We start from the raw sequence: 23,136 nt of genomic DNA, 5'->3' as shown, positions 1-23,136 counted from the left end.
GCTTACAGTGATCGAAGTGATGAACTTATAACTGTAAGCATGTTTTTTTATTTTAAAAGGGCAAGAGGTGGAAATTCATGATTAGTACGTTAACATTTAGGCAATTGAAGAATGCCTTGGAACTAACAAAGATCGATAAAACGATGCTTTTCCCTGAAATCGCTTCCAAAGAAAATTGGAAGCGAATTCGAACCGATGAACGTTACCAGGCATTTTGGGGGAAAATTGAGGATCAAGCAGCTTGCTTGACCGATCAACCTATCGCTTCACTCCCCTTTTCCGAATTTAAACTATTTGGCGACACGGGTGACCGTTCTACGTATCAAGATAAATATTTTCGGCTTTTTTCGGGAATGCATGCTTTAAGTATGCTGACTATGACAGAGGATCGGCCTGAATGGAAGAAGGGTTTGGAAGATGCCATTTGGGCTATATGTAATGAATATACGTGGGTTTTGCCTGCGCATGTCGGTCTCTATGTGAATGAATATCCGAACGGCATCTGGGATCAGCCTCTTCCACCACGCGAAACGGTAGATTTGTGTGCCGCAGAAGCAGGTTTTGCGCTTGCAGAAATCTTGCACACCGTTGGACCTCGGCTGCATCCTTGGGTCGTAGCACGGGCGAAAGCTGAAATTGAGCGTCGTATTTTGGACGTCTATTTTAATGATCCAACTCCGCAGAATTGGGAGTTGAAAACGAACAATTGGCCCGCTGTATGCGCATCGAGTATCGGTGCCATTGCTATTTATATGGTGGATGACAGCGAAAAACTCGGAGGCATGCTCTGGCGAGTAATCAATGTGCTTCGCCAATATTTATCAGGCTTTGATGAGCAAGGTGCGACACCTGAGGGACCTATTTATTGGCAATATGGCTTCTCGAATCTTGTGTACTTTGCAGAATTACTCAAAGAGCGCACCGGCGGTCAAATTAAGTTACTAGATGAACCCAAAGTGGCTGAGATTGCTCAATTTCCACTATTCTGTCTGCTGACGCAAGGAAAAGTTGTCAACTTCTCAGATTCGCCAGCTGAAATTCGTTTCCATACCGGTTTAATGCAGCGGCTATGTGAACACTTCCAAGGGATGCAACTGCCACCGAAGCAATTTCAGATGGTCGACATTCCGGTCTCATGGCATGGCGCTACCCGACTTTTATTTTGGTCGCGAGACCAGCACGATACAGAACAAGGGCAGACAGGTGAACAACAAGAACGTGTCCTAGAACGGATCTTCACAGGAAATCAATGGATCATCTCCAAAGTGCGTCAGTCAGATGGCCGACTAGCAGCATTCGCAGCAAAGGGTGGATACAACGAAGAGCCGCATAACCATAATGATCTGGGCCATTTTATCCTACATGTGGATGGCGTTAATGTGCTTTCAGATATTGGCATCGGTGTCTATACTAGGCAGTATTTTCAACCTGAACATCGTTACGAAACGATTCATGCAGGCTCTCATGGACATTCCGTCCCAATTGTGGACGGTTATCGCCAAGGTTTTGGTAGACAATATCGGTCGCACTTACTGCACCACGAGGTGACAGATGACGAGGTACGCTTTGAACTCGACTTAACAGAAGCCTACGCGTGTCCGACCTTGCAATCGCTTACGCGCGAGTATCTATGGCGCCGCCCGAGCAATGAGGCCTCACAACTTATCATTTCAGATAAAGCGACGTTCCGTGAAACACCATCGGCTTTCCAAGAAGTGTTCATTTGCGGTGTAGAGCCGAAACAGATCGAAAAGGGCAGAATCGCGATCGGTACGGTGGAAATGCATTACATCCCGAACGATTGGTTAGTCGAAGTGGAAGAGGTAAATACGGTTGATCATTACGGGAAAGAAGGGAAGTACTATCGATTGATGTTGAATCGCACAACTGTTAGTGCTAGTGTGTTGAGTCAGTTCCATTTTAGAATTATGAAATAAGGTTTAAGACCTAAATAGCGCCCACAAAATCGGCAACAGGAGGTACAAAGAATGCTTAAGTCAATAGCAACTATAAATAACAAATGGGTTGCCCTGGCATTAGCTTTACTAATATTTTGTATGCCAGTTCTAACGATTCCGTCAACTACTTTTGCAACGAGTGGAACAAGTTATTATGTGGATGGAAAGAATGGAACTGATACGAATAACGGATTAACAACTGCAACTGCATACAAGACAATTCAAGCAGCAGCTAGTGTGGCTCAATCTGGAGATACGATCTATGTACGCACAGGCGTTTATAGAGAAACCGTTACACCGAATTCAGGAGTTACGATCAAGAACTACAACGCTGAAAGCGCAACTGTATCAGGTGCTGATTTGATTTCAGGCTGGACAATGGATTCAGGGAATATATATAAAGCAGATATGAATTGGGATATGTACAATGGCGACGGAAATATGGTATTTGCTGATGGCGTTTTAATGAAGGAAGCTACATGGCCTAATATCGCGGTTTCTGACCTTTTGGATAGTACGAAATATGCAGTTGTAGATTCTTCCCCAACATCAGGCACTGCGATTACTGTAACTGACGCAGCACTAGCAGATGTGTTTGCTGATGGTACATTAGCTGGCGGTATGCTTTGGGTTCGAGCTGGTAATGGATATGCAAGCTATACAGCACCCATTACAGGAAATACAAGTACGGGGACTACTTCGAGGATCGGTAATCTAACTATTAACTGGCCAACAACAGCTTCAGATTACTATCCGACTGCAACTTCAATCTACTACATTACAAGAAATAAAGCCGTCTTAGATACTACTACAGAATGGTATAAGGATGTAACGAACGGAAAATTGTATTTCATTGCACCTGGTAATGTTGATCCTAATACTATTGCAGTAGAAGCTAAAAAGAGAGACTATGCCTTTGATTTAACAGGGAAGAGCAATATTACAATTGAAGGAATTAGTATAAAAGCTGGAAATATTAAATTCGCAAATTCTAGCAATAATATGTTGAAAAAATCTTTTGTGGAGGCAGTTGATTACAACTTACCTGTCGGTGTTAATATTCTTAGTGGTTATACAGTAGGTTTGAATTTGGATGGCGAAAACAATACGATTCGTGACAGCGAAATAAGAAATATGTATGGTCCTGGTATTCTGGTTAATGGACACGACAATAAGATCATTAATAATTACGTTCATAACGTTAATTTTTTACATGGGTATGCCGATGCTGTTAAGTTATTTGGATATAACCATTTGGTAAGCCATAACACGCTTGCATATTCCGGCCGAGGTCTTATAGGCGGCTACTTCTCGCGATCCATTATCCAATATAACGATATTGGCCATGGTATGAAGCTTTCGAAAGATGGTGCAGCTGTTTATGTTGTGGACATGGATATGGAAAATTCGGAAATCCACCATAACATGATTCATGATGTAGCGGGTTCACTTGCCAGCGGTATTTATCCTGATAACTCAACGCATAACGCTATTATTTATAGCAACGTTATTTACAACATAGCTAGAGGCATTCAGGCAAATATTCCTGATGAATATATGCTTTGGTATAACAACTCCGCTACCGGGTATTTATCCAGATATACGAATGCAACGGATAGAGAAGTTAGTGATTCCATTGGTTCAAAATTTATGAACAACATTTTAAGAGGCGATTGGCAAGGTTCTGAAGGCAATACAGATATGTATAAAGCTAGAAACATCATTAATGCCGATCCGCTGTGGACAGCGCCTACTGCGACGCCTCCTGATTTTAGCCTACAAAGTGCTTCGACAGGATATGAAAAAGGTGAAGTAATCCCAGGAATAACGGATGGTTACTTTGGGAGTAAACCTGAGATTGGCGCAGTTGAAAATGGCGCAACATGGAAAGCAGGTCATGATTTTACGAATCCTCCATATCCAACTTTCAATCTGAATCCAAACATTCAATACAAAAATCAGATGAAGAATGCAGGGTTAGAAAGAGGAAACTTTGAAGAATGGACTACTTCAGGCAGTCCGACTATATTTGCCCAGACAGCTTGGGATTATAAGAAATCAGGCAATGTCAGATTCAACAAGTTTGCAGCTATGCTGAAAGCTGGGGATACGATTCAGCAAACGATAACGGGTCTTAAACCGGATACAACCTACACGTTAAGTGCTTGGGGAAGAATGCATGGACCCGTCATTCAGGCGGAAAACTATAGCGGCAGTTCAGGAACATTTAATACTACGCTTTATAGAGGGGAAACTGGTGTATTCGGCAATACGGCTGGAGCATGGCTGAAATTTGACGACATCGACTTTGGGACGACTCAGCTATATAACAGAATCAACTTCGGTGCCCTGAAGAGGACCGGTGGGGGTACAATAAAAGTTAAACTAGACAGTCCGACTGCTGCTGATATTGCAACTTATACAATATCTACTGGAAGCACACCGAACGACAACGCATGGATGTATCAAAATACAGATACTTCAATTACTGGCACAGTTACAGGCATACACACGGTTTACCTTGTATTTTCCAATGCCAATGCACTTTATTTAGATAATTTTAGATTATCTCATGCTACGAATGCAGATGATGCCATTTTGGGTGTCAAAGATTTTGGTGGTACGGAAACGACGACGACCTTTACGGAGAATAACTTTAATAGCACGACAAAAGCGAAGAGCATAACGTTTAGGACAGGACCATTCAGTACAAGTGCTACGATTTACGCAACTAAACCAGATGGTAATTATATGGCCTATTTAGACGGTTTCGGCGTTTCTGAAAATGTGCCTGTACTTGCTTCCTTATCTGGTTCAACAGATGGAACTACAAATAATTTGACGTGGCCAGCTGTTCCGAATAGCGTAAGTTACGATGTGTACCGTTCGACCCAGCAATATGGACCGTATACTACAACTGTGTGTAGTGGTGTAGTAACAACATCATGCAGTGATTCAGCGATAGAGGTGGAGAAGACCTATTATTATGTGATGAGGTCCCTTTCTGAGAATGGCTCAATTCGTCCAGATTCTGTAGAGGCGATAATTACTGTACCTTATAAAACCTCAACATCCACTTATCAGACAATGGGGCCATTTGATAGTTTTGAGAATGGGTTTGAAAATTGGGCAATCATTAGTGGAAAAGGCTCTCCGACTCCTAGCAGCGCTCAAGCTCATTCAGGAACAAGAAGCTATATTATTAATGAGGATATGGATGCGATTCAACAAATCTTTTCGTCCTCGTATAACAAGATTGTTTCATTATGGTTCTACGATGATGCTTCTAAAACAACCATGCAAAATCAACCATGGGTAGATGATAATGTTAATGTTCGTGGTATCGGGGTCAATACACCGACATCATCGACCAAATATGTATATCGAGTAGGCGGTACGAATACCGCTTCATCTGTGAACCGAACGACAGGGTGGCATGAATTCAAGTGGGATTACACATCGGGAACGCAGGTCGATATGTACATCGATAATGTGAAGATCGCTTCACCTACAGGGACAACGGGCTTTAAACGCATTGTGTTGGGGGACCAATGGTCCGGGAATCCGGTAGTTAACTATTACGATGATTTGAAAATTGAAGATATAAACGTTTATGTAAGCAGTGCTGGTGGAGCAAGTAAGATTACTGCTAAAAATGACACTTTGCAAATAAATGCGGCTATTTTACCAGCGGCAGGGACGCCTACTGTAACTTGGAGTGTTTATGAACCGGATGGCGTTACGTTATCGGATAAAGCCATTGTTGATGTCAATGGATTAGTAACTGCCAAAAAAGACGGAACTGTCAAAGTGTATGCAACAGCTACAGATATTAGCGGAGCTGTTTCTCAAAGCTTTGTTTCGATTGAAATTTCTGGACAGGTTCTAGTTAGCACCATCACAGCAACTTCTGGAAGCAACGGTTCAATCAGTCCTAGCGGAAGCGTTTCAGTTACAGAAGGAGCAGATCAGGCTTTCACTTTTACTCCAGCAAGCGGTTATATGGTAGATGAATTGACCGTTGACGGTGCAAGTGAAACAGTAACAAGCAATACGTACACGTTCACTAACGTTACCAGCAATCACACGATTAACGTTACGTTCAAAGAATTGCCGCCCAACGTTTATACAATCACGGCCACTGCTAGCACTGGCGGTACAATTAGCGGTGATGTGACAGTAACAGAAGGAACGTATGCAACGTATACATTCACGCCAAACAGCGGATATTTGATTGGAAGCTTGACAGTAGATGGTGTGAATGAAACAGTTACAGGCAATACTTATACATTTAACAATGTAATAAGCAATCACACGATACATGTTTCCTTTATTCAAATTCCGGTTATTCCTGAAGACCCGAGAGAAGAACCGAAAAAGGAAGAACCTAAAAAAGAAGAACCTAAAAAAGATCCAAAACAAGTCATCGTACCGCCAGATGTTCTGAAGCAATCCGATGATAAAAAAGTCATCATCGAAGTTTCCAAAGATGTAAAGGAAATTGTACTTCCATCCAACACATCTGAATTGCTAGGTCAGAATCAACTTTCGATTTCTTCGGATAATCTCACGATGAATGTTCCTTCAGATCTGCTCAAGCAACTGGTAGATTCAGCAACGAATGATGACAAGAAGAACAATAAAATTGTGGTCAAAGTTGAACCACTGAGTGAAGCTGAAGCACAAGATTTGCTTGCGAAAGGCAATATTTCCAAGCAAGAGCAAGTGAAAACTGGCGGTCAAGTATTTGACTTGAAATTGTTACTTGTCACACAAGACGGTACTGAAACAAACATTACGAAATTCAACAAGCCGATTACGATTCGCTTAAAAGTAAATCCATCTGCTAATCCGAATTTGACTGGAATTTACTACATTGATGACAACGGTAAGCTTGAATTTATCGGTGGCAAGTATGTAGATGGCGAGATGGTTGCTGAAATTCACCATTTCAGTAAATATGCTGTTCTTGAATACACAAAATCGTTCACTGACGTTGCTTCCACACATTGGGCAGCAGAGGCGATTCAAGAGATGACTTCTAAGCATGTTGTGACTGGCGCAACAAATTCAACGTTTGAACCTGGTCGTGAGATTACACGCGCCGAGTTTACAGCTTTACTCGTAAGAGCGTTGAACCTTAAAGATATAAGCGTTCAAGCATTTGCCGATGTTTCACCCACGGCATGGTATGCAGATGCTGTCTCCAAAGCGGTCAAAGCAGGAATTGTAACGGGTAAAGATGCAAATACGTTCGATCCGAACAGTTCGATCAGCCGTGAAGAATTAGTAACGATGATGATGCGTGCCTACGCTGTGCTGCATGCCGACAAAGCAATTGCAGCCTCTCCCCTAGCATTTCAGGATGCAGGTAAAGTTTCTGCATGGGCGCTTGAATCTGTTCAAGCCGCTGCAGCGCTACAATTAATTAATGGTCGCACGGCTGACGAGTTTGATCCACAAGGCATTTCAACACGTGCAGAAGCAGTAACGGTATTAAAACGATTGTTGCAGTAGTAATGGATGAAGCAACATAAGCAATCGTAAACAAGGTCAAGAGCTGATGCTCCTGACCTTGTTTTTATGTATGACGAGATAAGTACAGTCTTTTCCCAATTGTATGTATAAAAAGTAGAGTTTTTCTCATTTATTACAGTAGCAGCTGAGCTTGATAAAGCTGATAATGAGAGCATCTTATGATCTAGATCATTGAGGAGGGGAGAACGTATGGAACAAAGACCGCTTCGGGTCTTTTGTATCGGCTTGAATAATCACTGGCTTTCCCATTGGGTTTCTCGCCCAGATGTTCAGGTGGTCGGAGTCAACAACCGATACTGGGAAGCGACTGAGCATTGTGCCGATCTGCCTCAGTTCGATGAGATACCCGCTGCGCTTCACATGTTGAAGCCTGACCTCGTCACACTGGTGACGCCGCCTTCAGCTAAAACTTGCATGGAGACAATCCGAACAGTACTGGATTGCGGATTCGATATATATCTTGAGAAATTTAGGCCGCAGTCTTGGGAAGACGGGGCGACGCTGGTTTCCCTTTCCCGTTCGACAGGCAGGCAGATCGCAATTGGAGAAGCGTACAGATTCGATAAATTTGTGCAAAAAGCCAAGGAGGTCATTCTCAGCGGCAGGCTCGGCAATCTGGAGCAGATCGTTTGGCTATGTCAACGCCCGAATATTCGTGCAGAATGGATGAATGAGTATGAGCATGTGATGTTGGAGGATTTAACTTACCATCATCTCGGTGTGCTTCATTACCTGATCGGCGCTGAGCAATTTAAGCAAGTCTTTGCGACTTCTGTGCTGCCATCTTGGTCGTTTGAACAATCACCTTCAGTTGTATCTCTTCTTGCGCAGAGTGACGAAGGACTACATTTGAATTATTACGCTTCATGGGCTGCGCGTGGCCCGGAAACTTCCTGGCTTGGCGAATTTCAAATCGACGGGTCGGTGGGAAGTTTGCAATTACGTAGCGACGGCTTAGTCTTCATCCACGGTGACGGGGAAGAAGAGAAGATTGAACCAGATGATCATTATGGTTGTGAATTGCGCGAAGGTACGGTGAATGAATTTATAGATGCATGTAAACAAGGACGAAAGTCTGACTTAGATATTTCATCGTTTCAGCCTGTCATTCGAATGATTCAAGCATCGTTGGAATCTGTAAGGACAGGGAATAAGGTCGACATTTAGTAATCTACTTTTCATGAAGAGGTGAAGATCCAAGTGGAATATACGATTTTAGGAAAAACAGGCTTTCGAGTATCAAAAATTGGTTTAGGCGGCGCACCGCTAGGTGGTGACTTTGGCGGGACGACGGATGAAGTCGTGACGAGTGTCGTTCACGGTGCTCTGGACCTAGGCATTAATTTCATAGACACAGCGCCCTTATACGGCCGCGGAGAAAGCGAACGCAGAATTGGACAGGCGCTCAAAGGGAAGCGTGATCAAGTCATTTTAGCCACGAAGGCTGTGATGAGAGGTACACCTTATTCGTACGAGAACACGATTCAATCCGTAGAAGAAAGCTTACAACGACTGCAGACGGATTATATCGATCTCATTCAGCTGCATGAATTGGAGAACACGAGCTACGAACAAGCGGTGAACGAGACGATTCCTGCTTTTCTGAAGTTGAAGGAACAAGGGAAAGCGAGAGCGATCGGTGTAAACGCGGGGAAGCTTGAACTACTGATACCTTTCCTTGAAGAAGATTTGGTAGATACAATTCAGACGTATGCGAAGTATACGTTGGTTGATTACACAGCCAAAGATGAACTGCTGCCGCTCGCCAAGGCGAAAAATATCGGCGTCATTCATGGAAGTCCGCTAGCTATGGGTATTTTGGCGGATCATCCAGCCCCTTTTTTACAAGAAAGTGTTGCCTTGCTTGAAGAAGCGAACAGAAGGATGGAACTGCTCCAATTTCTGCGTAAAAGCGAACCGAAAGGGCTTGTTGAGCCAGCGATGCGCTTTAGCTTAACTTGTCCAGATATTGCGATTACGTTAACCGGAACGACTTCGGTCCGTTCGCTGCAGGCGAATGCGAAGTATTGTGATGGAGTAGGATTATCGGATCAAGAACTTGAGAAATTATTTGTGTTGTTCCCAGGACAGCGATTGTTTTAACAGAAGGTGTGGGAGGAAATGAACATGACAACAGGTATCGTTAATGAAGCATGGGCCGAGGAAGTATGGGGAAAGATCGTTGCGAAAGTTGAACGAACAAGCAAACGGATCGGAGCGACTTTTCCGTATGCTTCTGTGAATGGAACTTATAACAACGAAACCAATGACTGGTGGACCAATGGATTTTGGCCTGGTTTGCTGTGGCTGATATATAAAGAAAACGAGCATGCCGATTTTCGGGACATCGCGGTGTCAGTTGAGAACCAGATGGATGAAACCCTGTTAGGGTACGAAAAGCTTCATCATGACGTCGGCTTTATGTGGAGTTTGACGTCAGTGGCGCAGTATAAGCTGCTGGGCACGGAAGCTTCCAAAATCCGCGGGCTGATGGCAGCCAGCCATCTTGCGGGCCGCTTCAATCTGAAAGGCCAATTCATTCGCGCATGGAACGGAGAGAACCAACAGGGCTGGGCCATTATCGATTGCCTTTTGAATCTGCCTCTGCTCTATTGGGCGAGTGAAACAACGAATGATCCGCGCTTCCGTCATATCGCCGTGGCGCATGCCGATACGGTTCTTCGCGAATTTATCCGTCCTGACGGCTCCTCGCATCATATCGTCGTCTTCGATCCGGAGACGGGCGAGCGAGTTGAGGCTAGAGGCGGACAAGGCTACTCACCAGATTCGGCTTGGGCCCGCGGTACGTCATGGGCGCTATACGGTATGGCGCTCAGTTACAAATATACGGGGTATCAAAGATATTTGGATGCGGCTAAACGTGTCGCACATTTTTATATCGCCAATATGCCGGCAGACGCTGCGCCCTATTGGGATTTCCGAGCGCCGGTCGAGCCGGAAACGGCTTTTGATACATCAGCAGCTGCTTGTGCCGCTACTGGCTTGTTGGAAATCAGCTGTGCGCTTCCTGAATCCGAGGCACATATTTACAGTGAGGCGGCGAAGCGTATATTGCTGGTGCTAACTGAACAATACGCTTCATGGAGTGAAGACGAAGAAGGCATTTTGACGATGGCGACTGCTAATTTTCCGAAAAGAGCCTATGTGAATGTGCCGATTATATACGGCGACTACTATTATGCCGAAGCGATAGCCAAGCTGCGCGGACGCACAGAGCTGTTTTGGTAGGAAGGAAGCACATTATGAAACCGAACATTCAATCACTCGGCAATTGGCTGATGTCCTGGGTACAACAAGACGGAGCCATTCATGGCTTCCATAATCATTCCGTGTGGGGATCCAATCCGTATCGGTGGGCGGATTTTACAAGCGGGCACAGCACATGGGCAAGCCCGTTAATGGCTGCTTTGAGCCGAATTGTAGCAGAGGAGCCTAGCTCTATTTTAAAAGAACACGTCCTTCAGATGATACAGTTTCAAACAACCCGCTTTCAAGAGGATGGGCAATACAAGCACATCGGATTTCAGGTTGGGGAGATGCTTAATCAAGGATTAATTCATAACATGATGCCGAACGTCGCCTTGGGGCTGACCGCACTCCATGGCCGATCGTGGTTGCCGCTGGAATCGATGGCAAACATTCGACAGTCGATGCTTCGCAATTTGCAGGCTTGTGACGAGATCTACCCTTTTAAAAAAACGAGAAACATTAGCAATCAAGAATATTGCCGTCTGTGGGGGAAGCTGCTGTATCAGCACCTGTTTCCAGATTCGCCTTGGCGAAGTGTGATCCAAGACGATTTGAACTTTATGATTGAGAACTATCATGTGAAGGGCATTCCAGATGCAGATTGTGAAGCCAGCAATCGCTATTTGGGCGACACGTCGATGGTCGAACCTGCCGAATATTACGGCTTAATGATTGCACCCCTGGTGCTGGCCTATGAGATGTTCGGCGATTCGCATTATTTGCAGCACGCAGGCGGTCTATGTCGTCACTTGGCTCGATCCTCTTGGATCGATGCAAATGGGCAGACACGATTTAATCGCAAATGGCTGCTTCGTGGAGGGGAATGGCTGCGACTGAAAGAGCCGATGCTCATAGCGGGAATGGGCATGTCGCTACATGGAATTGCGCGTTATCTGGAGCATCAAGCGGATGAAGAGTTGGCGCTTTTCTTAGATAAATGCGACGAGACTTATGCTTATTATCAAACTCCTCGAGGTTTTATGGCTTCGGCGACAGGTTGGCAGAACGAGGCTGATATTGCACCCTGCTCGGCATGGCATACGCACGATTTTTATTACCTGCTTCACCGTCATGGAGTAATTCAGAAAATGGCTGTAATGCTCAAAGAGCCTTATCCTCGAATGTCTGTCCTGTTGGGCGACCAATGTATGTGGGTCGAAGAAGGCGACAATTGGGCCATCAACGATTATTACTTTCAGGATGTGTATAAGCTGATCGGCCGCAAGGATGAAGCCGTATTTGGCCGAGATTTGGGTTGGGTAGGTGGAGAACGTGCACTTCCGAATCACTTCTTGTTCCCGAACCAGCCCGTCTTTGTCAAAACCGATGATGGCATTTATTTAAAAGCGGATGAGCGGACAGCTCAAAACATAGATATTACCAGCATTGCTGAATTGCCCTACTTGGGCTTGTGGGAATAAGAACGAATGAAGATCAGGGAGTGATAAACGTGTCAACGCCTAACGCTGAACAATCGATTCCACGCATAACCGCTAAGCGTCAAGTAGTTCCGCCGCAATGGGCATTAACGGAACGATTACTAATCGATCAATTGAATAAAGCTGCTTTTGAATTTGTTGAACGCTATACACGGCCGGACGGCACATTAATCTGGCGTGAAGATTGGCCAGGAATGGACGGCTCAGACGATCCGTATGAAGGATTTATGAATTTGGCGCTTCTCTACATGCTCGGCGGAAGCAGTGAGCTGCATGGTCTGGCGCGTAAAATCTGGGAAGGCATTACGTGGCAGTGGACAGAATACGGCCAAATTCACCGTGAGTTTGATGCTTATTACGATTGGATGCATCACGGAGAGGGTTACTTGTTCACGTATTTCCTCGGTCTTGCCGGACCTGTTACGTTAAAGGATCGCCAACGCGCTGTTCGATTCGCTGGCATGTATACGGGCGAAGACAAAGCGGCGCTCAATTACGATGCCGAGCACAAGCTGATTCGTTCAGCGATTTCTGGGAGCATGGGGCCGCGCTTCGAACTGACGGAAGAAGATTGGAGCACACATCGCGGCATTTTAGACGATTATTTGGCACCGTATGAAGATATTCCAGGCGTGGATTTTGCCAGCGGTAAATGCGCATGGTCGAACGATGAGGTATACGCGAACATTATTCGCATGATGAACGAACGTATGACGCGCGGCGACGTGCCGTTGAACCTCAACGCGACGGGGCTAGTGACCAATGCATTCCTTCATACCGGTGATGAGAAATATCGTACATGGGTACTGGAATATTTAGCAGCCTGGGAGGAAAGAACGCGTCAGAACGGTGGCATTATCCCAGATAATGTCGGACTATCCGGCGAAATCGGCGAGTATAACGACGGCAAATGGTGGGGTGGCTATTACGGCTGGCGCTGGCCACATGGGTTCATGACGATCATTGAGCCATTAACCAATGCTTGCATGAATGCTGCGCTGCTCACAGGCGATATGAAGATGCTTGATTTGGCGCGTCAGCAATTGGACGAGAACTGGGCGCTGCGCGAGAAACAAGACGGCGAGATACGCGTTCCGTATAAACGGTTTGACGCTGGGTGGACGGATTATCGCAAAGCGGCGCCACAATACCCTGTCTATTTGTGGACGATGTCGATGGCGGACGAAGATTTGGAACGTATTGACCGTATTCCGAAAGATCATGACTGGAATCAGGTCATCATCCCGAAGCTTTCAGGCACAGACAAGATAACGAAAAGAAATACAAAACATTACATCGGGAATACACAGCCTTGGTATCAATTTATTCGCGGGGTTAACCCCGATTATCCACAGAAGATTCTCGATGCGAACGTTGAATTGGTCTCCCAGCAGTTGGCCAAAATGCGTTCTGAAGCGGGTGATCCGTATACCTGGGCGAATCAATTCAGCGATGATGATTTTTCCAGCATTCACATTTGGCAAGAAATGTGTCCGATCTACATGGAAAGCCTCGTCCAATTAACGTTAGGCGGTCCTATGCATATTTCGCACGGCGGTCTGCAGCATGCTCGGGTTCGTTACTACGATGCGGATGCGAAACGTCCAGGTCTGCCTGAAGGTGTCGCTGCGCTGGTTACAGATCTTACTGCACAATCTGTATCGCTTGAACTTATCAATACAAGTCAGTTCGAAAATCGTTCTGTCATCATTCAGGCAGGGACATTCGGGGAACATCAATTTAAAGAGGTTTATATGGTAGAAGTGTTAAATACAAGCATGGAGATGTCAGTTGTTAACGATAAATGGTTGCAAGTCGATCTTCCTGCCGGGACGGGTGTTTCCTTACTTTTGACGATGAACCGTTATGCAAATGCGCCATCCTATGATATGCCTTGGGCAGATCGGGAGAAAGATGTGCTGCTTGAGGGTAGGAAGTCATAATGCAAAGACATCTATACTATTCATTATTGAAATATGGAGCGGAAGAAGCCTTTTGCGATGAGATTCGTCAGGATGGGGAAGGTTTGCGCAGCCAATTGCTTATGGAGCAGGTCCTCACCGTCTCCATGTTTAGAAGCGGTCGTTACGTGTGTCTTTACATGGAGACTGCGCTCGAAAACTACACTTGGGACTGGCCAGCAGCTTATGCAGAATGGCTGGAAGCCTGGCCTGGAGAGAACGGAAGTCGACTGTCCATTCCCATGCTGGATATTTTTCATGACGGTGTGCCGACAGACCCTGCGATGTGGCGTGGAAGTCGGCAGGTTGACGGCTGCGTCGGAAGTATCGCAAGGCTTAAGCCGGAAATGACGGCAAGCTATATTTATTATCACTATCAAATGCAGGAAGAACAGCCAGAGAGCTTCAACAAGACGTACATCATCGGCTTGCATGGTACGTTCATGTTCTCGTATCACGAGCAGCCTGCTGCATTTAGTGAGACGAAACCGACTGGCAAGTTAACGAGTCGTCAAACACCAGACAACTGGCAGGAAGTCATGAATCCTCATTTTGAGCCATGGACGGATGTGGCTGAAAGCGAAAAGCTGTGGCGAAGCATGGAGCGGTTGCTGTAGTGGTGCGGGCACAACCTCCAACTCACTACCCCTTCGGAACGTTTCGATAGGCGGTAGGGGAGGAGTTGGTTATTTTCTTAAACAGTCTCGAAAAATAATAAGGATCGGTTATGCCGATGCTGGCGGCGATTTCTTTGATCGATAGGCCAGTTAAGCTAAGCATCTGTGCTGCTTTTTGGATCTTCATCCGAAGAAAATAGTCAATCGGCGGGAAGCCTGTTTCTTCATTAAATAACAAAATTAAATGCTGTTTTGACAAACCAGTGTGCATAGCCAATTCAGGGAGCTTAATGGAACCCTCCAATCGATCATTCATGTATCGGATGGCGAGTTCCAGATATTGCTCTCTTTTTTTGTCTTTGGCTGTTTTACCTGCGCTAATCCCGATGCTGCTGATCAGTTGGCGAATGGACTGCGACACATGTGTATGGACAGGCAACGAGTAGGTCTTGTCCGAGAGCAGGACATAACACTGATCAAATATGTCCCTAAACTCGGTCTGTGAACCGATCGGCAGCTGAACAGGTCCAGCATCCATTCCGTACATGTGCAGAAAGGCGGGTACATGTTCACCTAATAAATGAAACCAGTATATACTCCATGGTGCATGCGTTGATGCTCCGTATCGGTGCGGCGTATTGGCTGGGATGACAGCAAGGTGATCTTGGGTCAAAGGAATCGATTTCTGTTGATTCAATTCAATCCAACCTTCTCCTGCCGAGCAAAAAATGAAGATGTGGGCATTACTTCCTTCCGGTCGTTCCCGATAATGATGCTCAGCATGGGGGAAGTACCCAATATCGCTGATAAATAAATCACGGGTTAGTTCGGATCGGGAAAGTTCCGTCTGCATGTATTCGGGGAGGACAAAGAGTCGTTCCTCTGCAAAGCCTTCTTGCTTTCTAGTCGTATCCAAGGTGATTTTATCCTCTCACTTAAATAAGAATATAATCCATTATATTAAGTGTTTTGTCAATTGGCGTTTGCTCTCGTACAAGGTAAAGTAAAGACAATTAGATGAAGGAGTGATCACATTGAGTCAGAAAGTTCGCGTATGGGAAGAAAATGCTTCGATTCCGACTTACGGTGTCGGCGAGCCAGATCGCAATCCGATGTTCTTGGAAAAGCGTGTGTATCAAGGAAGCTCAGGTAAAGTATATCCGCATCCTGTTATTGATAAAATTGAAGATGAGAAAAAGCCGCAAACGTACCGTCTCGTCATTTTAGAAAACGAATATGTTCGTATTGAAATTATGCCGGAACTAGGTGGGCGCATCTATCGTGCTTTGGACAAAACCAATGATTATGATTTTGTCTACTATAACCGGGTCATTAAACCGGCACTAGTTGGCCTTGCAGGTCCATGGATTTCCGGGGGCATCGAGTTCAACTGGCCGCAGCATCACCGTCCAAATACGTACGGTCCCGTTGAATATAAGCTGACTGAACAAGAAGATGGAAGCGCGACCGTGTGGGTCAGTGAAATTGATCGTATGTACGGAACGAAAGTCACTGCAGGCTTCACGCTATATCCAGGCAAAGCGTATCTGGAAATTGCCGCACAGCTTTATAATCGTACACAAGAGCCGCAAACGTTCTTATGGTGGGCGAACCCTGCCGTTGCGGTCAATGAACATACACAATCCGTTTTCCCGCCTGACGTTACGGCTGTATTCGACCATGGCAAGCGCGACGTCTCTAGGTTTCCTATTGCAACGGGCACGTACTACAAAATGGATTATTCCGCAGGCGTCGATATTTCCCGTTACAAAAATATTCCAGTACCTACTTCGTACATGGCGTACAAGTCGGATTATAATTTCGTCGGCGGCTATGATCATGGTGTTCAAGCGGGCTTGCTGCACGTAGCGAACCACCATATTTCTCCAGGCAAAAAGCAATGGACATGGGGGAACGGCGAGTTCGGCCAAGCGTGGGACCGCAATTTGACGGATGAGGACGGGCCTTATATCGAGCTGATGACGGGCGTTTACACGGACAATCAGCCGGATTTTACGTGGTTGCAGCCGTATGAGGAGAAGTCGTTTAAACAGTATTTTATGCCTTATAAAAATATCGGTGTTGTTAAGAACGCATCCATTGAAGCAGCGGTTAACTTAGAAGTTGACGAGAAAGCGCGCGAAGCAGTCGTTATGGCTTATGCTACATCGGTATTCAACGAAGCTGTCGTGGAGCTAAAAGGAAGTCAAAGAACCTATTTGAAAGAAGTCGTCAGCCTTTCACCGACAAACACGTTCAAATCGGTCATCACGCTTGACGATATCGATCAGCCACATGATTTGAGGCTCATTGTGCGGGATGCGGCAGGCAGCGTGCTCATTGCTTATCAGCCAGCGAAGCCGTCGATTGAGCAAGTCCCAGATGCAGCGAAGCCGCTTCAAGCACCAGAGGAGCTGAAAACGAACGAGCAGCTGTATTTGGCCGGGCTGCACCTTGAGCAGTACCGACACGCGACGTTTGAGCCAGCGGATTATTATTTGGAAGGCTTGAAACGGGACCCAAGTGACAGCCGAATAAATGTGGCTTACGGCACACTGTTGCTGCGTCGCGGCTTGTTCGCCGAAGCAGAAGCACATTTCCGTACGGCGATACAGTCGCTCACCTGGCGGAATCCGAATCCGTACGACAGCGAATCGTATTATCAATTAGGTGTCGCTTTGAAGCTGCAAGGACGCTTAGAGGAAGCCTTTGCTGCCCTATACAAGTCTACTTGGACCGCTGCTTGGCAGGATCCCGCCTACTTCTTATTGGCGCAAATTGCTTGTCACAAAGGAGCTTTCGCAGAAGCTCTCGAGCTCGTGGAGCGTTCGCTCGTCCGCAACTCGCGCAATTACAAAGCGCGCCATCTGAAAGCTGCGCTTCTAAGGAAGTTAGGCAATGTAGAAGCGGCAATGACTTATGTACAGGAGACGCTTGCGCTAGATATCGCGGATTTTGGGGCTGCGAATGAGAACTATTTATTGCTCTCTGCTCAAGGCGACGTGGCGTCTGCAGACACAGCGAAATCAGAGCTACTTCGCTTCATGCGCGGGGATGCTCATAATTATTTGAATTTGGCAGCGGATTATGTGAATTGCGGTTTGTATGCGGAAGCGATTGACTTGATCGAGCGCATCGTGCCGAATGATGATACAGCGGCTTACCCGATGCTTCCTTACACTTTAGGCTTCTGTTATGAACAGCTAGGGGATCACAATAACGCTCAACGATATAGAAGAGCTGGCCAAGCGGCCGCGTCAGACTACTGCTTCCCGAATAGCTTGTTCGACTTGCAAGTGTTGACGAGCACGATTGCTTCCGTTGCCAATGATGCCAAAGCGCATTACTATTTAGGGAACTGGTATTATGACAAAAGAAGGCACGAAGATGCGATCCACCATTGGGAAGTATCGCGAGCGATTCAGAGTGATTTTGCAACGGTGCATCGTAATCTGTCGCTTGCTTATTTCAATAAACGCGAAGATGCGGTCAGTGCGCTGGCTTCCATGGAGAAGGCTTTTGCTTGTAATCAGCAAGATGCACGCGTTCTCTATGAGCTGGATCAACTGTACAAAAAGCTTGGATATCAGCCAGAATTCCGCTGCAGCAACCTAGAGCAGCATCAATCACTTTTGACCAAACGCGATGATCTCTATGTCGAGTACATCACATTGCTGAATACGCAAGGGCATCATGAGCAGGCTGTTCAAGCCATGAAAGAGCGGAAGTTCCACCCATGGGAGGGCGGAGAAGGCAAAGTAACCGGCCAGCATGTGTTTGGTCATGTTGAATTAGCCAAAAAAGCTTTGGCTGAAAAACGTTACGAACAAGCGGTTAATTTCCTGCGGGAAGCGCTGGTTTACCCGGATAATCTTGGCGAAGGCAAGCTGTCAGGTGCACAAGAAAACAACATTTATTACTATCTTGGACTTGCACATCAAGGTCTGAATGAATTGGAGCAAGCGAAGGCTTGTTGGATGATTGCTTCTCAAGGGTTGGAGGAGCCGGCTAGCGCCATGTATTACAACGATCAGCCGCCAGATATGATTTTCTATCAAGGTATGGCTTGGCTTGAGCTCGGCAACGACAATGAGGCGAAGCGCCGTTTTAACAAGCTGATCGATTATGCGGAGAAGCATCTGTTTGATGACGTGAAATTTGATTATTTCGCCGTTTCGCTTCCTGACTTCCTTGTGTTTGAAGATCAATTGAATGTACGAAATGAGATTCACTGCCGCTACATGATGGGGCTAGGTCATCTTGGTCTTGGAAATCGGAAGCTTGCTGATGAGCAATTTGAGCAAGCGCTTCGTATTGAAGCCAACCACACAGGCGCGCGTATCCATCAGGCGATGTGCAGATGAAACAAGAAACCAGGGTGCAAATAACAACTGGTGACTTTAAGGGTTTATTTTCATTAACGCTCGAGAGTTCACACATCCGCTTGGAAATGGTGCCAGAGCTAGGGGGCAAGCTAGTTTCCATCGCGTATAAACCAACGGGTAAGGAATGGATGCTGGACTCAGGTGATCGACCATTGCGGAAGCCGGAGTATGGCTCGACCTTCACGGATTGGGACATGAGCGGTTGGGATGAGTGCTTTCCAACGATTAATGTGTGTCAGTCTGGCGGGCAGACGAATCGGCTGCTGCCGGATCATGGCGAGCTTTGGGCGTTGCCGTGCGAGTATGAAATCAAGGGGCATGCGGTTGATTGCATCTTTCGAAGTCCTAAGCTCCCATATCGATTTACAAGACGAATCTCATTCCCATCGGCGGATTGCGTTCGACTCGACTACTGTGTAGAGAACGACACTTACGAAGAGATGCCTTTTCTTTGGGTACCGCACCCACAATTTTCGATCACTGAACCAACGCAAATTCTCCTTCCAGAAGCAATTGAGGAAATGCTGTGCGTGTATGGAGGTCAAACGCTTCACGCAGGTGAATCGTATGCATGGCATGCTCAATCTCAGCTTTCCCCACTCGTTACAGGAGATGCAAGGAAGTTTTATTTTAGAGGTCGGGTGCCAGAGGGCTGGTCCGGGCTTTATGGAGAGGAAAGCGGCAACTATTTGCTCGTTTCCGTCCCGACAGACAAGGTATCTTACTTCGGCGTTTGGATGGATGAAGGCATGTTTAATGATCGCGCAACCTGCGCGTTGGAGCCGAGTATCGGTTATTACGATTCGTTGGAAACTGCGATTGCTAACGGAACGGCGCAACTGATACCGCCAAAAGGATGCTATGAATGGCATTTGAAGTTATGCCTGGGTGCAGGAGACTGGCGTGAAGCCAGTCAGACATGATAACGAGAAAAAGCGGGGCTTAGAGCCCCGCTTTTTTATTTGTCGAGTAGCTCAGACGAAGTCACTCTATGCTTATTTCGATATTCGGATGGCGTAACACCTGTCACCTTCTTAAACACTTTGGCAAAGTGATTCTGATAATCAAAGCCGACTGCGACGGCAATTTCATGGATCGACTTTGTAGAGTCAGTGAGCAGACGCTTACTCTCGGCAATTCGAATTTCATTCAAATTGTCGCTAAAAGACTGGCCTGTTTCCATATTGATCTTATTCGAAATATAAGAAGGATGCTTGCCGAATTTCTTCGCCACGTCGTTCAACGAGAGCTTTTCGAAGAAATGGATATGTAAATAGTGAATAATTTCTCGTACTAAGGCTGAGTATTGGGGATTGGCAAACTGTTTGATTGCGGCCGTAAATTGTAAAATCATCTCTTTCATAAGCAAGACGATTTGGGCTCTCGAACCCAAGCTCTCCGCTCTTACGACTATTTTGTAAGCAAGCGTTCTTGCATACTCATTTTCAACGCCGCTTTCAATGGCTATCTGGCAAACAATAGCGCACGTCGAGATGAAATGATTTTTGGCGGAGCGAAGGACATCCCCGCTCGCAAGCTCGAATCGGTTTACACCTTCTTGAAAGCTGGACATGGCATCCAATTCATTTTGAACGACGGAGACATCGCCGGTTTTCATATGTTTTTTTAACCACTCGTATTCCTCGAGCGTAATATGCAGGGCTTCACGTTCGTAATATAAGTTGACTAGAGAAACCTCAGGGACTGCAAGGGGAGAGGGTGTATGTGTAATCGTATACGTCATCGGCGTCGGTATCAGATGCTCCTCATCTTGGACGTACAACCAATAAAGTAACTGACCCAAATACTTAACTTCTTTTTCATTTTTGGAAGGAATCTCTCCATCATTATCCTTTTCTGGATAAGCCACGTTAATCGGTCCAGAAATAAGAAAAAACTTTTTATTGTCAATCACAACGGACAATGCATGAAACACACTTGAATCTGGTGTAGAAAATGAGAAATAAGGATGATCAACCGGCGCCATGACCGTGACCATCTCTTTCAAGATTAGCAGTGTGTTGGAAAACAGCTTTTGTCTTTCCGGATGAATGCATGCAAAAAGAAGCTGACCATCCTGATCGGCTCCAATAACATCAATCCCATGTAGATAATGATAACATCTTGCTTTTTCCTCGACTGCCCTCATGTGAACGCTCCAAGACCTAAAAGTTTTATCTATAATATTAACATTGTATCAATTGACGTATTGCTTTAGCAAATCTGGATATTCCCACTGCAATCTCCTCTGTCTTCGCCCTCGCGAATGTAAATCGTACGTAACCCGAATCGGAACCATACACACTCCCAGGTACCATGACGACTCCTTGCTTCATGCATTCTTCTAACAAAACACTGTCTGGAATATTCGGAATCAATTTGCACCAAAAATGAATGCCTCCGACTGGCACCACATACTCTACTAGACCTGAAAGTTCCTTCTCTAAGGCTTCGATGAGTAAATCCCGTTTAAATTGAAGCTTCATACGCAAGCGCTCCAAATGTGGACCGAAATAATCGGACTGCAAAAATTGTCCAGCTACCTGCTGCGGTATGATGCTTAATCCAAAATCCATCTGCTGTCTAGCATCGGCTAATCTTTCAACAATGGAACGAGGCGCTACCATCCATCCGATCCGTAGGCCAGAAGCGGCGATCTTGGAGAAAGAACCAATATACAGAACCGAACCCGTCGTATCCATTGATTTGAGCGACAAAGGAGGGACGCCGTCATAAGAGGTTAAGCTATATGGATCATCTTCCACAACAGGAAGTCCCAATTCACTAATGATATCAAGAAGACGTTTACGCCTTTCTTCGCTTAGTAATGCTCCCGTTGGGTTCTGGTAATTCGGATTTAAGAACACCATCTTAATACGATGTTTCTTGTATAAAGTGCGAATGTCTTCTGGCTGCACGCCATGCTTATCGACGGGTAGACGGAACAAGCGAAGACCAGCTGATTGAAACATGGGCAGCGAATAGCAGTAGGAAGGATCTTCAATGGCCACAGCATCACCTGGAGACAGAAGACATTGCGTGATTAAAAATAACGATTGCTGAGAGCCTGATGTAATTAGAATGGAAGATTCCGTTGTTCGAATGCCGCGGTACTTGTTCAGATAATCTACTAAAGCCTCACGTAATGGAATTGAACCTTGAGGGTTAACATAACCCAAATAGGACGTGTATGCGCTTGTACTCATTAATGCCGCGATTTCATCCGTGGGAGCAAGATCAGCCGATAGTTCACCGCTCGCAAAATCGATCAATGAAGGATTTTGAGCTAGCGCTTCTCGAATCCTCCGTAGAAAAGGCAGGTTAGGAAGAAAGCTTCCTCCTTCAGCAAACCGACTCCAGTTTGGCGTATGTTTTGGAGTGGCCCCCCATTTGGATGAACTTACCCGAGTTCCGCTGCCCGTGTGGCTTTCAATGATCCCCATAGCTCGGAGTTCCCCGAAAGCCGAAATAACGGTACTGCGGTTCACATCAAACTGTTCAGCAAGTTTCCGTTCGGAGGGCAGCAAACTACCTGGTGGAAATTCCCCATATGATATTCTTTGCTCGAGATGGTCGGCAATTTGCTCGTATAGCGCTTTTTTACAATTGCGATCAGGTTTCCACATCTTAATATCCCCTTGAATAGTAGATCAAACCAACTAATTTTTACATATATAATACCACTTATCTATGAAAAATAACGGATTGTATGTGTAATGGATGGGATAAAAATTAATAAATTGGTTGGTTACATTCGTCCTCTTCAAATTTATGATACTGTTATCAACTTGAGAGAGGAGATGGACCAGTGGCAGCTTTGATATCTTTTATAATACTTTGTATAGCGTTTGTATCGTCTCCTTTACTTATCGCTATAGGCGGGGCTCGTCTTATCCGTGCAGATGAACGTGAAAATGAACGTCATATCTCAGCATAAAAAATAAAGAACCTTAGTCAGTGGCTCACTG

Annotated in this window: 13 protein-coding genes; 10 read left to right on the top strand and 3 right to left on the bottom strand. The window is 45.7% G+C overall.

Annotation, left to right across the window (positions count from 1 at the left end; all coding sequences use genetic code 11):
• The first annotated feature begins 77 nt into the window (after nt 1-77).
• From AC58UX_RS05450 to AC58UX_RS05415, 8 genes are all read left to right on the top strand, one after another.
• Complete coding sequence (locus AC58UX_RS05450; protein WP_497250273.1) at nt 78-1,937, top strand: heparinase II/III domain-containing protein; 1,860 nt, start codon at nt 78-80, stop codon at nt 1,935-1,937.
• 51 nt (nt 1,938-1,988) lie between these two features.
• On the top strand, nt 1,989-7,475 hold the full coding sequence (locus AC58UX_RS05445) for an S-layer homology domain-containing protein (RefSeq protein ID WP_497250271.1): 5,487 nt from the start codon (nt 1,989-1,991) through the stop codon (nt 7,473-7,475).
• Nucleotides 7,476-7,685: 210 nt separating this feature from the next.
• A complete protein-coding gene (locus tag AC58UX_RS05440) occupies nt 7,686-8,663 on the top strand; it encodes a Gfo/Idh/MocA family protein (protein WP_497250269.1) in 978 nt (325 codons plus the stop codon).
• Nucleotides 8,664-8,684: 21 nt separating this feature from the next.
• The gene (locus AC58UX_RS05435) at nt 8,685-9,599 is read left to right on the top strand and encodes an aldo/keto reductase (protein ID WP_497250267.1); all 915 of its coding nucleotides are present in this window, start codon (nt 8,685-8,687) and stop codon (nt 9,597-9,599) included.
• Between the two features lie 24 nt (nt 9,600-9,623).
• Nucleotides 9,624-10,745, top strand: coding sequence for a glycoside hydrolase family 88 protein (locus AC58UX_RS05430; RefSeq protein WP_497250265.1), 1,122 nt, complete (start codon nt 9,624-9,626; stop codon nt 10,743-10,745).
• A gap of 14 nt (nt 10,746-10,759) precedes the next feature.
• Nucleotides 10,760-12,187, top strand: coding sequence for a hypothetical protein (locus AC58UX_RS05425; protein ID WP_497250263.1), 1,428 nt, complete (start codon nt 10,760-10,762; stop codon nt 12,185-12,187).
• Nucleotides 12,188-12,216: 29 nt separating this feature from the next.
• Complete coding sequence (locus AC58UX_RS05420; RefSeq protein ID WP_497250261.1) at nt 12,217-14,148, top strand: DUF8034 domain-containing protein; 1,932 nt, start codon at nt 12,217-12,219, stop codon at nt 14,146-14,148.
• Complete coding sequence (locus AC58UX_RS05415) at nt 14,148-14,783, top strand: hypothetical protein (protein ID WP_497250259.1); 636 nt, start codon at nt 14,148-14,150, stop codon at nt 14,781-14,783. The genes AC58UX_RS05420 and AC58UX_RS05415 overlap by 1 nt, the downstream gene beginning before the upstream one ends.
• 25 nt (nt 14,784-14,808) lie before the next feature.
• Here the strand turns inward: AC58UX_RS05415 and AC58UX_RS05410 are convergent, their stop codons facing one another.
• Nucleotides 14,809-15,699 (bottom strand): helix-turn-helix domain-containing protein, encoded by an 891-nt coding sequence (locus AC58UX_RS05410; RefSeq protein ID WP_497250257.1) that lies wholly within the window; start codon nt 15,697-15,699, stop codon nt 14,809-14,811.
• A gap of 109 nt (nt 15,700-15,808) precedes the next feature.
• On the opposite strand from AC58UX_RS05410, the gene AC58UX_RS05405 reads away from it, so the two are divergent.
• Together AC58UX_RS05405 and AC58UX_RS05400 are read left to right on the top strand one after the other, a co-directional pair.
• Complete coding sequence (locus AC58UX_RS05405; protein ID WP_497250255.1) at nt 15,809-19,147, top strand: DUF5107 domain-containing protein; 3,339 nt, start codon at nt 15,809-15,811, stop codon at nt 19,145-19,147.
• Entirely contained in the window at nt 19,144-20,091 is a 948-nt protein-coding gene (locus AC58UX_RS05400; RefSeq protein WP_497250253.1) for an aldose epimerase family protein, read from the top strand. Before AC58UX_RS05405 ends, AC58UX_RS05400 begins: the two co-directional genes overlap by 4 nt.
• 35 nt (nt 20,092-20,126) lie before the next feature.
• On the opposite strand, the gene AC58UX_RS05395 is transcribed toward AC58UX_RS05400, so the two are convergent.
• Nucleotides 20,127-21,317 (bottom strand): helix-turn-helix domain-containing protein, encoded by a 1,191-nt coding sequence (locus AC58UX_RS05395; RefSeq protein WP_497250251.1) that lies wholly within the window; start codon nt 21,315-21,317, stop codon nt 20,127-20,129.
• A gap of 37 nt (nt 21,318-21,354) precedes the next feature.
• Nucleotides 21,355-22,794: a MocR-like pyridoxine biosynthesis transcription factor PdxR gene (pdxR, locus tag AC58UX_RS05390; protein WP_497250249.1), complete on the bottom strand. Its 1,440-nt coding sequence runs from the start codon at nt 22,792-22,794 to the stop codon at nt 21,355-21,357.
• Nucleotides 22,795-23,136: the final 342 nt, after the last annotated feature.

It is taken from the genome of Paenibacillus sp. J22P90, assembly GCF_059692195.1.
Note: the sequence above shows the minus strand (reverse complement) of the source record. Positions and strands in the feature narration are given on the sequence as shown.